Source organism: Cupriavidus laharis, from assembly GCF_914271435.1.
Classification (GTDB): Bacteria; Pseudomonadota; Gammaproteobacteria; order Burkholderiales; family Burkholderiaceae; genus Cupriavidus; species Cupriavidus laharis.
Window position 1 is genome coordinate 68,630 of record NZ_CAJZAI010000010.1, and the last position, 13,996, is coordinate 82,625.

Consider the following 13,996-nt stretch of genomic DNA (forward strand, 5'->3'; position numbering starts at 1 on the left):
ATGCCTCGCAACCCTGACCTAGCCCACGGATTGCCGCATGACCGACCTTGAAAGCCATCTCGCTCCCTACGCCGCCCGCTCCGCGCAGACGCGCGGGCGGGTTCATGCCGAGCCCGCGTCGTCGTCGCGCAGCGAATTCCAGCGCGACCGTGACCGCGTCATCCACAGTACGGCCTTCCGGCGGCTGGAGTACAAGACCCAGGTCTTCGTCAACCATGAGGGCGACCTGTTCCGCACACGCCTGACGCACAGCCTGGAAGTCGCGCAGATCGCCCGCTCGATCGCGCGCAACCTGCGCCTGAACGAGGATCTCGTCGAAGCGATTTCGCTCGCGCACGACCTTGGCCACACCCCGTTCGGCCACGCCGGCCAGGACGCCCTCAATGCCTGCATGAAGAACCACGGCGGCTTCGAGCACAACCTGCAGAGCCTGCTGGTGGTGGACGAGCTGGAAGAGCGCTATGGCGGCTTCAATGGCCTGAACCTGACGTTCGAAACGCGCGAGGGCATCCTCAAGCACTGTTCGCGCGTCAATGCGGCCGCGCTTGGCGAGCTGGGCCGGCGCTTCCTGGAGGGCTCGCAGCCGTCGCTGGAAGCCCAGCTGGCGAACCTTGCCGACGAGATCGCGTACAACAATCACGATATCGACGACGGCCTGCGCTCGGGGCTGCTGACGCTGGAGCAGCTCGACGAGGTACCGATGTGGGGCCGCCACCGTGCCGAGGTGGCTGAGGCCTTCCCAGGCATCAATGGCCGGCGCGCCATCAACGAAACGGTGCGGCGCATGATCAACACGCTGATCGTGGACCTGATCGAGACCACCAGCCGCAATATTGCCGCCGCGAGCCCGCGCTCCATCGGCGCTGTGCGCGCGGCGGGGCCGCTGGTCGGGTTCAGCCCGCAGATCCACGAAGAGGCGGCTGCACTCAAGCGCTTCCTGTTCCGGCACCTGTACCGACATTATCTGGTGATGCGCATGTCGTCCAAGGCGCAGCGCATCGTCTCCGATTTGTTCGGGGCCTTCATGTCGGATTCGCGCCTGCTGCCGCCCCAGTACCAGGCCGTGCACGGCGGGGACCAGCCGCGGCTGATCGCCAACTACATCGCCGGCATGACCGACCGCTATGCGATCCGCGAGCACCGGCGCATCTTCGCCGTGAGCGAAGGCAACTAGCGCTCGATGAGCCGGGGCGGGCCCCCTCGGGTGCCCCGCAGAAATTGGGGACGGATCAGGCTATCATTCTGGGCAACCCGGTCCTGATCCTTTCGCTTCCCCGATGGCACGACTTCCCCGTTTTTCCCCGGCCGGCCTGCCGGCCCTTGTGTTGCAGCGCGGCAACAACCGGCAACCGGTGTTCCTGGGCCCGGACGACTACCTGCACTACCTGGACTGCCTGCGCATGGCGGCGCGCGAGCACGACCTGGCCATTCATGCCTACGGCTTGCGGCCCAACCATATTCACCTGGTGGCCACGCCGCGTGGACCCGATTCGCTGAGCCTGACCATGCAGGCCGTGGGGCGCCGCTACGCACGCTACTTCAACCGCACGGCAGGCCGCACGGGCACGCTGTGGGAAGGACGCTTCCGGTCCGCGGTGTTCGATCCTGCCGAATGGATGCTGCCGGCGATGCTGTATGCCGAAGGCAACGCCATGCGGGCAGGCGAGGTCATGACACCGGAGGCGGACTGCTGGAGCAGCTACCGCCACCACGTCGGCATTGAGGCCAGCACACTTGTGAGCGATCACTCCGCATATTGGGAGCTGGGCAATACGCCGTTCGAGCGGCAGTCAAACTACCGGTCCCTCAGCAACGAGGGCCTGTCGGGCCGGACGCTCGCGACCTTGCGCAAGCACGCTCACAGCGGCTGGCCGCTCGGGGACGACGCTTTCCTTGCGCAACTCGAGCGTCAGGGCACACGGCGCGTGCAGCCGCTGCCAAAGGGCCGTCCGCGACGCGAACCGCTTGCCGAGACCCATGAATCCGACGAATCAGTGACGTAGTCAGCCCACCGGGGCGGCCAGATGTTGATTGCGCGCCGGTGCCCTCGCAAAATAATGTGTCCCCATTTAACGTCATCTCCAAATCGGTGCGAATTTAAATGTGTTCTGACCCTATTTAAAAACTTTGCAGGCTTTGTGGGATTCCCATATAGTTGCTCCACCCACAGTCATTGTGCGGCGCGTCACGCTCGTGTACGCCGCTGCGGTTCCCCGTAGTTTTCCTGTCAGCAGATGATGAGCCGGTCCAAACCGGCCCAGCCGGTGCAGATTTGTGTCCGGCGCGCAGGCAGCAGTACGGTCCCGTTCGGTTTGCCCGGCATTCCGCGCAGCCTTCACCGGAATTCAGCCCGTGGACCAATCGCAAAACCATCCGGCCCAGGAACTGGCCCAGGCGCAGACCAGCGCAACTTCCACTGACATCGCTCTGCGTCCGCAGTCGCAAGGCCTGTATGACCCGACCAATGAGCACGATGCCTGCGGCGTCGGCATGGTCGCGCATATCAAGGGCAAGAAGACGCACGAGATCATCAGCCAGGGCCTGAAGATCCTCGAGAACCTGGACCACCGGGGTGCCGTCGGCGCGGACGCGCTGATGGGCGACGGCGCCGGCATCCTGATCCAGATTCCGGACCAGTTCTACCGCGAAGAAATGGCCGCGCAGGGCGTGAGCCTGCCGCCCGCCGGCGAATACGGCGTGGGCATGATCTTCCTGCCGAAGGAACACGCCTCGCGCCTCGCCTGCGAACAGGAACTCGAGCGCACGGTCCGCCTGGAAGGCCAGGTCGTGCTGGGCTGGCGCGACGTGCCCGTCGACGCCGCCATGCCGATGTCGCCGACGGTCCGCAAGACTGAGCCGGTGATCCGCCAGATCTTCATCGGCCGCGGCCGCGACATCATGACCACGGACGCGCTGGAACGTAAGCTCTACGTGATCCGCAAGACCGCCAGCCACGCCATCCAGGCACTCAAGCTCAAGCACGGCAAGGAATACTTCGTGCCGTCGATGTCGGCCCGTACCGTGGTGTACAAGGGCCTGCTGCTGGCCAACCAAGTCGGCGAGTACTACCTGGACCTGCAGGACCCGCGCGCCGTCTCGGCGCTGGCCCTGGTGCACCAGCGCTTCTCGACCAACACCTTCCCGGCCTGGGAACTGGCCCACCCGTACCGCATGGTCGCCCACAACGGCGAAATCAACACGGTCAAGGGCAACGTCAACTGGATCAACGCGCGTACCGGCGCGATCTCGTCGCCGGTGCTCGGCGACGACCTGCCCAAGCTGTGGCCGCTGATCTATCCGGGCCAGTCCGATACGGCATCGTTCGACAACTGCCTCGAACTGCTGACGATGGCGGGCTACCCGCTCGTCCACGCGATGATGATGATGATCCCGGAAGCCTGGGAACAGCACACGCTGATGGACGACAACCGCCGCGCCTTCTATGAATACCACGCCGCCATGATGGAGCCGTGGGACGGCCCGGCCGCGATCTGCTTCACCGATGGCCGCCAGATCGGCGCGACGCTGGACCGCAACGGCCTGCGTCCGGCCCGTTTCTACGTGACCGAGGACGACATCGTCGTACTGGCCTCGGAAGCCGGCGTGCTGCCGTTCCCCGAGTCGCGCATTGTTGAAAAGTGGCGCCTGCAGCCGGGCAAGATGTTCCTGATCGACATGGAGCAGGGCCGCATCATCGACGACAAGGAACTGAAGGACAACCTGGCCAACGCCAAGCCGTACAAGAGCTGGATCGATGCCGTCCGCATCAAGCTCGACGAGATCGAAGCCAAGCCGGAAGACGTCGCCGCCGAGAAGAAGCCCGTGGCGAAGCTGCTGGACCGCCAGCAATCGTTCGGCTACACGCAGGAAGACGTCAAGTTCCTGATGGCGCCGATGGCGCTGTCGGGCGAGGAAGCCACCGGCTCGATGGGCAACGACTCGCCGCTGGCTGTGCTGTCGTCGAAGAACAAGACGCTGTACCACTACTTCAAGCAGCTGTTCGCCCAGGTGACCAACCCGCCGATCGACCCGATCCGCGAGAACATGGTGATGTCGCTGGTGTCGTTCATCGGCCCGAAGCCGAACCTGCTCGAGCTGAACAACATCAACCCGCCGATGCGCCTCGAAGTGTCCCAGCCGGTGCTGGACTTCAAGGACATCGCCAAGATCCGCAACATCGAGCACTACACTGGCGGCAAGTTCCGTTCGTACGAACTGAACATCTGCTACCCGACCGCCTGGGGCAAGGAAGGCATCGAAGCGCGCCTGGCCTCGCTGTGCGCCGAAGCCGTGGATGCGGTGCGTTCGGGCTACAACATCCTGATCGTGACCGATCGCCGCGTGGATGCCGACCATGTCGCGATTCCCGCGCTGCTGGCCACGTCCGCGATTCACCACCACCTGGTGGAGAAGGGCCTGCGCACGTCCACCGGCCTGGTGGTCGAGACCGGTACCGCGCGTGAAGTGCACCACTTCGCGCTGCTGGCCGGCTACGGCGCGGAAGCCGTGCACCCGTACCTGGCGATGGAAACGCTGGCCGACATGGCCACCGGCCTGTCGGGCGACCTGTCGCCCGAGAAGGCAGTCAAGAACTTCGTCAAGGCGATCGGCAAGGGCCTGTTCAAGGTGATGTCCAAGATGGGCATCTCCACCTACATGTCGTACACCGGCGCGCAGATCTTCGAAGCCATCGGCCTGTCGCGCGAGCTGGTGCAGAAGTACTTCCACGGCACGCCGTCGAACGTCGAGGGCATCGGCATCTTCGAAGTGGCCGAGGAAGCGCTACGCCTGCACAAGGACGCCTTCGGCGCGAGCCCGGTGCTGGAGAACATGCTGGACGCCGGCGGCGAGTACGCCTTCCGCATCCGCGGCGAAGAGCATATGTGGACCCCGGACTCGATCGCCAAGCTGCAGCACTCGGTGCGCGCGGACGACGGCAAGGGTGCCTACCAGACGTACAAGGAATACGCCAACATCATCAACGACCAGAGCAAGCGCCACATGACGCTGCGCGGCCTGTTCGAGTTCAAGGTCGACCCGGCCAAGGCGATTCCGCTGGAAGAAGTCGAGCCCGCCAAGGAAATCGTGCGGCGCTTCGCGACCGGCGCGATGTCGCTTGGCTCGATCTCGACCGAAGCGCACACCACGCTGGCGCTGGCGATGAACCGCATCGGCGGCAAGTCCAACACCGGCGAAGGCGGCGAGGACGAGAAGCGCTACCGCAACGAGCTGCGCGGTATCCCCATCAAGCAGGGCGATACCCTGAAGAGCGTGCTGGGCGACGGCGTGATCGAGACGGAACTGGAGCTGAAGGACGGCGACTCGCTGCGTTCCAAGATCAAGCAGGTGGCGTCGGGCCGTTTCGGCGTGACCGCCGAGTACCTGGCTTCGGCTGACCAGATCCAGATCAAGATGGCGCAGGGCGCCAAGCCGGGCGAAGGCGGCCAGCTGCCGGGCCACAAGGTGTCGGACTACATCGGCAAGCTGCGTTACTCGGTGCCGGGCGTCGGCCTGATCTCGCCGCCCCCGCACCACGACATCTACTCGATCGAGGATCTGGCGCAGCTGATCCACGACCTGAAGAACGTCAACCCGTCGTCGGACATCTCGGTCAAGCTGGTGTCCGAGGTAGGCGTCGGCACGGTGGCTGCCGGTGTGTCCAAGGCCAAGGCCGACCACGTGGTGATCGCCGGCCATGACGGCGGCACCGGCGCTTCGCCGTGGTCGTCGATCAAGCACGCCGGCACGCCGTGGGAGCTGGGCCTGGCCGAAACGCAGCAGACCCTGCTGCTGAACGGCCTGCGCAACCGCATCCGCGTGCAGGCCGACGGCCAGATGAAGACCGGCCGCGACGTCGTGATCGGCGCGCTGCTGGGTGCCGACGAGTTTGGCTTCGCCACGGCGCCGCTGGTTGCCGAGGGCTGCATCATGATGCGCAAGTGCCACCTGAACACCTGCCCGGTGGGCGTGGCCACGCAGGATCCGCAGTTGCGCAAGAAGTTCCAGGGCAAGCCGGAACACGTGGTGAACTTCTTCTTCTTCGTCGCTGAAGAGGCCCGCGAGATCATGGCCCAGCTTGGCATCCGTACCTTCGACGAGCTGATCGGCCGCGCCGACCTGCTCGACACGAAGGCCGGCATCGAACACTGGAAGGCACGCGGTCTGGACTTCACCCGTATCTTCCACCAGGTGGCGCTGCCGGCGGACACGCCGCTGTACCACACCGACGTGCAGGACCATGGCCTGTCGGCCGAAGCCGGCAAGGCGCTGGACCACGTGCTGATCGCCAAGGCGCGTCCGGCGATCGAGAAGGGCGAGCGTGTCTCGTTCATCCAGCCGGTCAAGAACGTGAACCGCACGGTTGGTGCGATGCTGTCGGGCGTGGTGGCCAAGCAGTACGGTCACGAGGGCCTGCCGGACGACACCATCCACATCCAGCTGCAGGGCACCGCCGGCCAGTCGTTCGGCGCGTTCCTGGCGCACGGCATCACGCTGGACCTCGTTGGTGACGGCAATGACTACGTCGGCAAGGGCCTGTCGGGCGGCCGCGTGATCGTGCGTGCCCCGCACGAGTTCCGCGGCGACCCGACCCGCAACATCATCGTCGGCAATACCGTGCTGTACGGTGCGATCGCCGGTGAAGCGTTCTTCAACGGCGTGGCCGGCGAGCGCTTTGCGGTGCGCAACTCGGGCGCGGTGGCCGTGGTGGAAGGCACCGGCGACCACGGTTGCGAGTACATGACCGGCGGTACCGTGGTGGTGCTGGGCGGCACCGGCCGCAACTTCGCGGCCGGCATGTCGGGCGGCGTGGCCTACGTCTATGACGAGGACGGCCTGTTCGACAAGCGCTGCAACACCTCGATGGTGGCACTGGAAGCGGTGCTGGCCTCGGCCGACCAGGAGAAGGGCCAGCCGCAGGCTTCGTGGCACAAGGTCGGCGGCAAGCGTGTGCTGGATGAAGTCATCCTGCGCAACCTGATCGAGCAGCACTTCCGCTACACCGGTTCCGAGCGCGCCAAGGCGCTGCTGGCGGACTGGACCACGGCGCGCCGCAAATTCGTCAAGGTCTTCCCGACCGAGTACAAGCGCGCGCTGGGCGAGATGTACGCGAAGGAACAGGCTGCCCGCGACAGCGACCGCGAAGCCATCGCCGCCTGATCCGCGGCACCACGAGACAGGGACCGCAGCCAAGACAACACCGGCGGCGGTCCCGACAAGATACTGACCTCACAGCAAGGCCGGCCATGCCGGTCTTGCCCAGCAAGACCAAGGACGCAACATGGGTAAGGCGACTGGCTTTCTCGAATTTCCGCGCCAGAACGAAGGCTACGAAGCGGTAGTCAAGCGCGTGAAGCACTACAAGGAATTCGTGTTCGCGCTGTCCGACAGCGAAGCGAAGATCCAGGGTGCGCGCTGCATGGACTGCGGCATCCCGTTCTGCAACAACGGCTGCCCGGTCAACAACATCATTCCGGACTTCAACGACCTGGTGTACCGCCAGGACTGGAAGAGCGCCATCGAGGTGCTGCACCAGACCAACAATTTCCCGGAATTCACCGGCCGCATCTGCCCCGCACCGTGCGAGGCCGCCTGCACGCTGGGCATCAATGAACTGCCGGTCGGCATCAAGTCGATCGAGCACGCCATCATCGACAAGGCCTGGGAAGAAGGCTGGGTCGCCCCGCAGCCGCCCAAGCACAAGACCGGCAAGACCGTGGCCGTGGTCGGCTCGGGCCCCGCTGGCCTGGCTGCCGCGCAGCAGCTGGCACGCGCCGGCCATGACGTGACCGTGTTCGAGAAGAACGACCGCATCGGCGGCCTGCTGCGCTACGGCATCCCCGACTTCAAGATGGAGAAGACGCTGATCGACCGCCGCATCGAGCAGATGCAGGCCGAAGGCGTGACCTTCCGCCCGGGCGTGATGGTGACCGACGGCGCGCTGCCGGCCGGCATCAAGAACTACGCCCGCGAAACCATTCCGGCCAAGGACCTGATGGACCAGTTCGACGCGGTCGTGCTGGCCGGCGGTTCGGAAGTGCCGCGCGATCTGCCGGTGCCGGGCCGCGACCTGAATGGCATCCACTTCGCGCTGGAATTCCTGATCCCGCAGAACAAGGAAGTGGCCGGTGACGGCGAGAACGACATCCGCGCCGAAGGCAAGAACGTGATCGTGATCGGCGGTGGCGATACGGGTTCCGACTGCGTCGGCACCTCCAACCGCCATGGCGCCGCCTCGGTGACCCAGTTCGAACTGCTGCCGCAGCCGCCGGAAGAAGAGAACAAGCCGCTGGTGTGGCCGTACTGGCCGATCAAGCTGCGCACCTCGTCGTCGCACGATGAAGGCTGCGAGCGCGACTGGTCCGTCGCCACCAAGGAATTCATCGGCGAGAACGGCAAGGTCACCGCGCTGAAGGCCTGCCGCGTCGAGTGGAAGGACGGCAAGATGCAGGAAGTGCCGGGCAGCGAGTTCATCCTGCCGGCCGATCTGGTGCTGCTGGCCATGGGCTTCACCAACCCGGTGGGTTCCATGCTCGAAGCGTTCGGCGTGGATACCGATGCGCGCAAGAACGCCAAGGCCGCTACCGAAGGCGAGCGTGCCTACCAGACCAATGTGCCGAAGGTGTTCGCCGCTGGCGACGTGCGCCGCGGGCAGTCGCTGGTGGTGTGGGCGATCCGCGAAGGCCGCCAGGCCGCACGTTCGGTCGACGCGTTCCTGATGGGGCATTCGGAACTGCCGCGCTGATCGGCTGAAAGGCTCTGTTCAAAAAGCCCGCCCGGTGGAAGCCAGGCGGGCTTTTTGTTTGCCCGTGACCGTGTTCAGGCGGTCAGCGTGCGCTCCATGATCAGCGCACCGTGCCCGTAGCCTGCGAGCTTGGCGGCATGTACAGCGGCGGCGTGCGCCGCGATCGGCGCGTACCCAAGCCTGCGCCACCAATCGGCCGCCGATTGCACGGCGATCAGCCTTGAGTGCCGCAGGCCGGCTTCGAGCGCCGCATACATGGCCGCCTCGTACAACCGCTGTGCAAGGCCGCCGCCACGCCCGGCCGGTGCCACGGCCATGTCATGGACGAACCATGTGAGAGAGGTGGTGGCGTCAGTGTCGTCGTGCGTGGATGGCATCAGTACGCCGTCCAGCGGCGGCAGGCTGCTTTGGGGCCAGGAATGGGTGAACAGGTAGGCGGCCAGCGGCGCGCGCCCGTCGCCTGACGTCGCCACCCAGCAGGTGGCCGGCGATAGCGCCAGCCGGCTTGCGAAGGCCTCGCTGCCTTCCATGAGATCACTGCGATAGCACTGCGCCTGGATCCTGAGCACGCCAGGCAGATCAGCGGCCGTCATGCGCCGCACGAGGAAATCGGACATCGCGCCATTGTAGGTGACATTGCAACTCGTTGCGCAAAGATGAGGTCCGTTCGCGCCCGCTTCGGAGCGTTTCAGGGTTCTCCCGCGCTATGGTTTACGTGCCTGTGCCCTGCATGGGGTTGTTCGTACAATTTTCAAAAAACAATAAACGGAAACTGCCTCGAATCCTTTTTCAGCCGACCCAGTTGCGGTCCTGCCAAGCGGGACGCGCCGGAGAAAATTGATGTCCGAAGTACGCAACTTGTCGCGGCTTTGGCGAGGTAAAGCGAAGTTGACGCTTCCTGCTGCCATCCGGGATGCCGTAGTGACGTGGTTTGGGGTGTTGGCCGTCTTGTCGGCGGTGGGGATGCCTTTTGCCGCGCAAGCCGTATCGGCGGCCACCGCGTCGGCGCCGCCCGCCGTCGCGCGGACGATGTCGTTTCCGGCCCGGCCAATGCGGCTGATCGTTCCGTTTCCTGCTGGCGGCGTAGCCGACGCGATCGCACGCCTGCTTGCCGAGCGCCTGTCGGCGCGCCTGGGGGTGCCGGTGGACGTCGACAACCGGCCCGGCGCGGCCGGCACCACGGCCGGCGATGTCGTAGCCAAGGCCAGCTCGGATGGCCACACGCTGCTGTTCCACCAGGCCAATATGTTGATCCAGCCGGGGCTGGAGCCAGTGCCGTATGACGTAGTGCGTGACTTCACGCCGGTGGCGCGCGTCGCCACGACGCCGCTCTTCCTGGTCATCGACGGCCGGCTGCCCATGCGCACGCCGGAGCAATGGGCTGTCGCCGTCAAGTCGAACCCTGGTTCCTACAGCTATGGCTACGGCCAGCCGGGCAGCCCGTCCCACCTGTATGCGGAGTACGCGGTGCGCGGCGTGCGAAACGGCGTACCGCTGGTGATGGCCAAGGGCGAAGGCGCGGTCGTGCAGGAGATGCTGGCCGGGCGGGTCAGTGCCTGCTTCTGTTCATATGCGGCCGTGCAAAGCCATGTGAAAAGCGGCTCACTGCGCCTGATCGGCGTGACCGGCGTGTCGCGCTCGACGCTGGCGCCGTTGGTGCCAACACTGCAGGAGTCCGGTCTGGAAGGCTATGCCGCCGCAGCCTGGTTCGGCGTCATGGCACCGGCCAAGACGCCGCGCGCCATCATCGCCAGGCTGGCGGGCGAACTGGACGAGGTGATGTCCGAGCATGAAGTCCGGTCGCGCCTGATGGCCGCCGGCCTGACGCCATTGCGCGATTCGCCCGAGGCCTTCGCGACCGCGATCCGCTCGGAATCGATCCAGTGGCAGGTCATCCTGCGCGATGCCGCGCAAGGGGAGCCCTAGCGCCAGTGTGGCGGCAGGCACACGGGCGCCTGCAGGTCTAGGTAGTAGCCCTTATAATGGCCGACTGCCCAGACTGCTGCCAACGTGACTGATCCTGCCCAGAATCTCGTCGAACTCAACGCGGTAGATTTTTCCTACTCGCCCGAGGCCAAGCCGATCCTGACCGGCCTGACCATGCATTTCCCGCGTGGCAAGGTGATTGCGGTGATGGGCGGATCGGGCTGCGGCAAGACCACCGTGCTGCGCCTGATTGGCGGGCAGGTGCGGCCGCAGTCTGGCGCGGTCACGTTCCGCGGCGCCGATATCCATGCGCTCGATGTGACAGGGCTGTACGGGGTGCGGCGCCAGATGGGCATGCTGTTCCAGTTCGGTGCGTTGTTTACCGATCTGTCGGTGTTCGATAATGTGGCGTTTCCGCTGCGCGAGCACACGGACCTGCCCGAATCGATGATCCGCGACCTGGTGCTGATGAAGCTCAACGCCGTGGGCCTGCGCGGCGCGCGCGACCTGATGCCATCGCAGATCTCCGGCGGTATGGCGCGCCGGGTGGCGCTCGCGCGCGCCATTGCACTCGATCCCGCGCTGCTGATGTACGACGAGCCCTTTGCCGGGCTCGATCCGATTTCCCTGGGGCTGACCGCGCGGCTGATCCGCAGCCTCAATGATGCGCTGGGCGCGACCACCATCATTGTTTCGCACGACGTGCACGAAACCTTCCAGATCGCCGACTACGTGTATTTCATTGCCAACGGCCGCATCGCCGCGCATGGCGAGCCGGAGGCCCTGCGCGCCTCGACGGATCCGTTCGTGCATCAGTTCGTCCATGCCGAGGCGGATGGCCCGGTGCCGTTCCACTACCCGGGCCCGTCTCTGGCCGAGGATTTTGCCGGTGGAGGTGCGCAGTGACGGGCTTTCTGACCGCCATCGGCGCCACGGTGCGGCAAGGCGTTTCCGGCCTGGGCCGCGCGACCCGCATGTTCTTCACCGTGCTGGGCCTGTCGCCGGCCCTGCTGCGTCGCTTCCGCCTGGTATCCGACCAGATCTTCTTCGTCGGCAACCTGTCGCTCGTGATCATTGCCGTGTCCGGCCTGTTCGTCGGCTTCGTGCTCGGCCTGCAGGGCTATTACACGCTGAATCGCTACGGCTCCGAGCAGGCGCTCGGGCTGCTGGTGGCGCTGTCGCTGGTGCGCGAACTGGGGCCGGTGGTAACCGCGCTGCTGTTCGCCGGCCGCGCAGGCACGTCGCTGACCGCGGAGATCGGCCTGATGAAGGCGGGCGAACAGCTGGCGGCGATGGAGATGATGGCCGTCAACCCGTTGCAGCGCGTGATTGCGCCGCGGTTCTGGGCCGGCGTGGTGGCCATGCCGGTACTGGCCGCGATTTTCAGCGCCGTCGGCGTTCTGGGCGGCTACCTGGTGGGCGTGCAGCTCATCGGCGTGGATGCCGGTGCCTTCTGGTCGCAGATGCAGGGTGGGGTGGATGTGCGGGACGACGTGCTCAATGGCGTCGTCAAGAGTTTTATCTTCGGCATCGCCGTGACGTTCATTGCGCTGTACCAGGGGTTCGAGGCCAAGCCCACGCCGGAAGGCGTATCGCGCGCCACGACCCGCACGGTGGTGATTGCGTCACTGGCCGTGCTGGGGCTGGATTTCCTGCTGACCGCGCTGATGTTCAGCTGATGGGCAACGGCACCGGGGACAACTGGCAGGACAACGGGTAGAAAGAGATCCCAATGAAAAAAAGTGCACTCGATTTCTGGGTGGGGTTGTTCGTGGTGGCAGGCTTCGTTGCCCTGCTGTTCCTCGCCCTGAAGGCTGGCAACATGAGCGCCTTCACATTCCAGGAAACCTACGCGGTCGAAGCGCGCTTCGACAATATCGGCGGGCTCAAGCCGCGCGCCCCGGTCAAGAGCGCCGGCGTGGTGGTGGGGCGTGTGGCCGCGATCCGGTTCGACGACAAGACCTACCAGGCGACGGTCGTCATGAACCTGGAAAAGCAGTACCAGTTTCCGAAGGACACCTCGGCCAAGATCCTGACCTCCGGGCTGCTTGGCGAGCAGTACATTGGCCTGGAGGCAGGCGGTGATACCGCCATGCTGGCACAGGGTTCGCGCATCACCATGACGCAGTCGGCCGTGGTGCTGGAGAACCTGATCGGCCAGTTCCTCTACAACAAGGCGGCTGATGCCGGGGCCGGCGGGGGCAGTAGTGGTGGCGCTGCAAGTGCGCCAGCGCTGGGCGGAGCCGCCAAATGACAGGTCCTGCCCGCAAGCTGGCACTCAGGCGCGTGGCCCTGGCGTTCGCGGCCAGTGCGCTGATGGTGCTGGCTGGTTGCGCGACCGGCCCGAACGCCAACCCGAAGGACCCGATCGAACCGTTTAACCGCGAGGTCTCGCGCATCAACGAGGACTTCGACAAGGGCGTGCTGAAGCCGGTTGCCCAGCTTTATGCCGACTACATTCCGTCGCCGGTCCAGACCGCGGTGGACAATTTCTTTTCCAACGTCAGTGATGTCTACTCGGCGGTGAACAACCTGTTGCAGGGCAAGCCCAGCCGTGCCGCCGAGGACACCATGCGCGTGGCCATCAACAGTGTGCTGGGCATCGGTGGCCTGATCGACATTGCCACGCCGGCCGGCCTGCCCAAGTACAAGGAAGATTTCGGCCAGACCCTCGGCGTGTGGGGCGTGCCGTCGGGGCCGTACCTCGTGCTGCCGCTGTTCGGGCCGAGCACCGTGCGCGACACGGCCGGCATGCTGGTGGACCGGCAGATCGACCCGTCGGCCTATTTCTATCCGGTCTCGCTGCGCAATTCGCTGGTCGGGGTGCGCATCGTTGCAGGCCGCGCGCAGCTGCTCGGCGCGACCAACCTGCTCGAGCAGGCGGCGCTGGACAAGTACGCGTTCATGCGCGATGCCTACCTGCAACGGCGCGAGTACCTGATCTACGACGGCAATCCTCCGGGTCAGGAGAACGAGGAATCCGACAGCGACGGTGTGCCGCAACAGCCACAGCAGCCACAACAGCCGGCGTCGCAACCGCCAGCCGCGCCGTCCGAAGGGGCGACGCAGCCCGAAGGCCAGAACCTGCCCGTGCCGACGTCGCCGATACAACGCATCGTTCCGGGCGGCGGTCTGCGTATTCGTTGAGCCCATTCATTGACCCCGTTGAACCGCTGCGCGGCGCTGTGAATGCGCTGTGAGCACTGAAACAAATTGTTTTGAAGTGGCGCCGGATGCGCTGGTGCCCGCAACTTGCCGCCATGGACTGTGTTCCAATGTGCGAAACGCCTCGGGATTCCGGGCCAGCCAGAAGCCACGGCCGGTTCC

At 65.5% G+C, this 13,996-nt stretch carries 10 protein-coding genes; 9 read left to right on the top strand and 1 reads right to left on the bottom strand.

Going from position 1 to position 13,996, the window contains the following annotated elements:
* Positions 1 to 37: 37 nt before the first annotated feature.
* The 4 genes from LDO29_RS19530 to LDO29_RS19545 all read left to right on the top strand — a co-directional run bounded on the left by LDO29_RS19530 (position 38) and on the right by LDO29_RS19545 (position 8,743).
* Positions 38 to 1,174, top strand: coding sequence for a deoxyguanosinetriphosphate triphosphohydrolase (locus tag LDO29_RS19530; protein WP_224081422.1), 1,137 nt, complete (start codon positions 38 to 40; stop codon positions 1,172 to 1,174).
* 103 nt (positions 1,175 to 1,277) lie between these two features.
* Positions 1,278 to 2,003, top strand: a complete 726-nt coding sequence (locus LDO29_RS19535) for a transposase (protein WP_224081423.1) — start codon at positions 1,278 to 1,280, stop codon at positions 2,001 to 2,003.
* A 349-nt stretch (positions 2,004 to 2,352) separates the two neighbouring features.
* A complete protein-coding gene (locus LDO29_RS19540) occupies positions 2,353 to 7,158 on the top strand; it encodes a glutamate synthase-related protein (protein ID WP_396022696.1) in 4,806 nt (1,601 codons plus the stop codon).
* Between the two features lie 121 nt (positions 7,159 to 7,279).
* On the top strand, positions 7,280 to 8,743 hold the full coding sequence (locus LDO29_RS19545) for a glutamate synthase subunit beta (RefSeq protein WP_224081424.1): 1,464 nt from the start codon (positions 7,280 to 7,282) through the stop codon (positions 8,741 to 8,743).
* Between the two features lie 74 nt (positions 8,744 to 8,817).
* Here LDO29_RS19545 and LDO29_RS19550 read toward each other — a convergent pair whose 3' ends face one another.
* Positions 8,818 to 9,360, bottom strand: coding sequence for a GNAT family N-acetyltransferase (locus LDO29_RS19550; protein ID WP_224081425.1), 543 nt, complete (start codon positions 9,358 to 9,360; stop codon positions 8,818 to 8,820).
* 346 nt (positions 9,361 to 9,706) lie between these two features.
* Between LDO29_RS19550 and LDO29_RS19555 the strand changes: the two genes are divergently transcribed.
* From LDO29_RS19555 to LDO29_RS19575, 5 genes are all read left to right on the top strand, one after another.
* Positions 9,707 to 10,669: a Bug family tripartite tricarboxylate transporter substrate binding protein gene (locus tag LDO29_RS19555; RefSeq protein ID WP_396022697.1), complete on the top strand. Its 963-nt coding sequence runs from the start codon at positions 9,707 to 9,709 to the stop codon at positions 10,667 to 10,669.
* Between the two features lie 84 nt (positions 10,670 to 10,753).
* Positions 10,754 to 11,575, top strand: coding sequence for an ABC transporter ATP-binding protein (locus LDO29_RS19560; RefSeq protein WP_224081427.1), 822 nt, complete (start codon positions 10,754 to 10,756; stop codon positions 11,573 to 11,575).
* Positions 11,572 to 12,348, top strand: coding sequence for a lipid asymmetry maintenance ABC transporter permease subunit MlaE (gene mlaE, locus LDO29_RS19565; protein ID WP_224081428.1), 777 nt, complete (start codon positions 11,572 to 11,574; stop codon positions 12,346 to 12,348). The genes LDO29_RS19560 and mlaE overlap by 4 nt, the downstream gene beginning before the upstream one ends.
* A gap of 53 nt (positions 12,349 to 12,401) precedes the next feature.
* Positions 12,402 to 12,923: an outer membrane lipid asymmetry maintenance protein MlaD gene (gene mlaD, locus LDO29_RS19570; RefSeq protein WP_224081429.1), complete on the top strand. Its 522-nt coding sequence runs from the start codon at positions 12,402 to 12,404 to the stop codon at positions 12,921 to 12,923.
* Complete coding sequence (locus LDO29_RS19575; RefSeq protein WP_224081430.1) at positions 12,920 to 13,816, top strand: MlaA family lipoprotein; 897 nt, start codon at positions 12,920 to 12,922, stop codon at positions 13,814 to 13,816. Before mlaD ends, LDO29_RS19575 begins: the two co-directional genes overlap by 4 nt.
* Positions 13,817 to 13,996: the final 180 nt, after the last annotated feature.

Bases quoted from the DNA above. Each gene is read 5' to 3' on its own strand.
- LDO29_RS19530 (WP_224081422.1), top strand. From the start codon at position 38: ATGACCGACCTTGAAAGCCATCTCGCTCCCTACGCCGCCCGCTCCGCG.
- LDO29_RS19535 (WP_224081423.1), top strand. From the start codon at position 1,278: ATGGCACGACTTCCCCGTTTTTCCCCGGCCGGCCTGCCGGCCCTTGTG.
- LDO29_RS19545 (WP_224081424.1), top strand. From the start codon at position 7,280: ATGGGTAAGGCGACTGGCTTTCTCGAATTTCCGCGCCAGAACGAAGGC.
- LDO29_RS19550 (WP_224081425.1), bottom strand. From the start codon at position 9,360: ATGTCCGATTTCCTCGTGCGGCGCATGACGGCCGCTGATCTGCCTGGC.
- LDO29_RS19555 (WP_396022697.1), top strand. From the start codon at position 9,707: ATGCCTTTTGCCGCGCAAGCCGTATCGGCGGCCACCGCGTCGGCGCCG.
- mlaD (WP_224081429.1), top strand. From the start codon at position 12,402: ATGAAAAAAAGTGCACTCGATTTCTGGGTGGGGTTGTTCGTGGTGGCA.
- LDO29_RS19575 (WP_224081430.1), top strand. From the start codon at position 12,920: ATGACAGGTCCTGCCCGCAAGCTGGCACTCAGGCGCGTGGCCCTGGCG.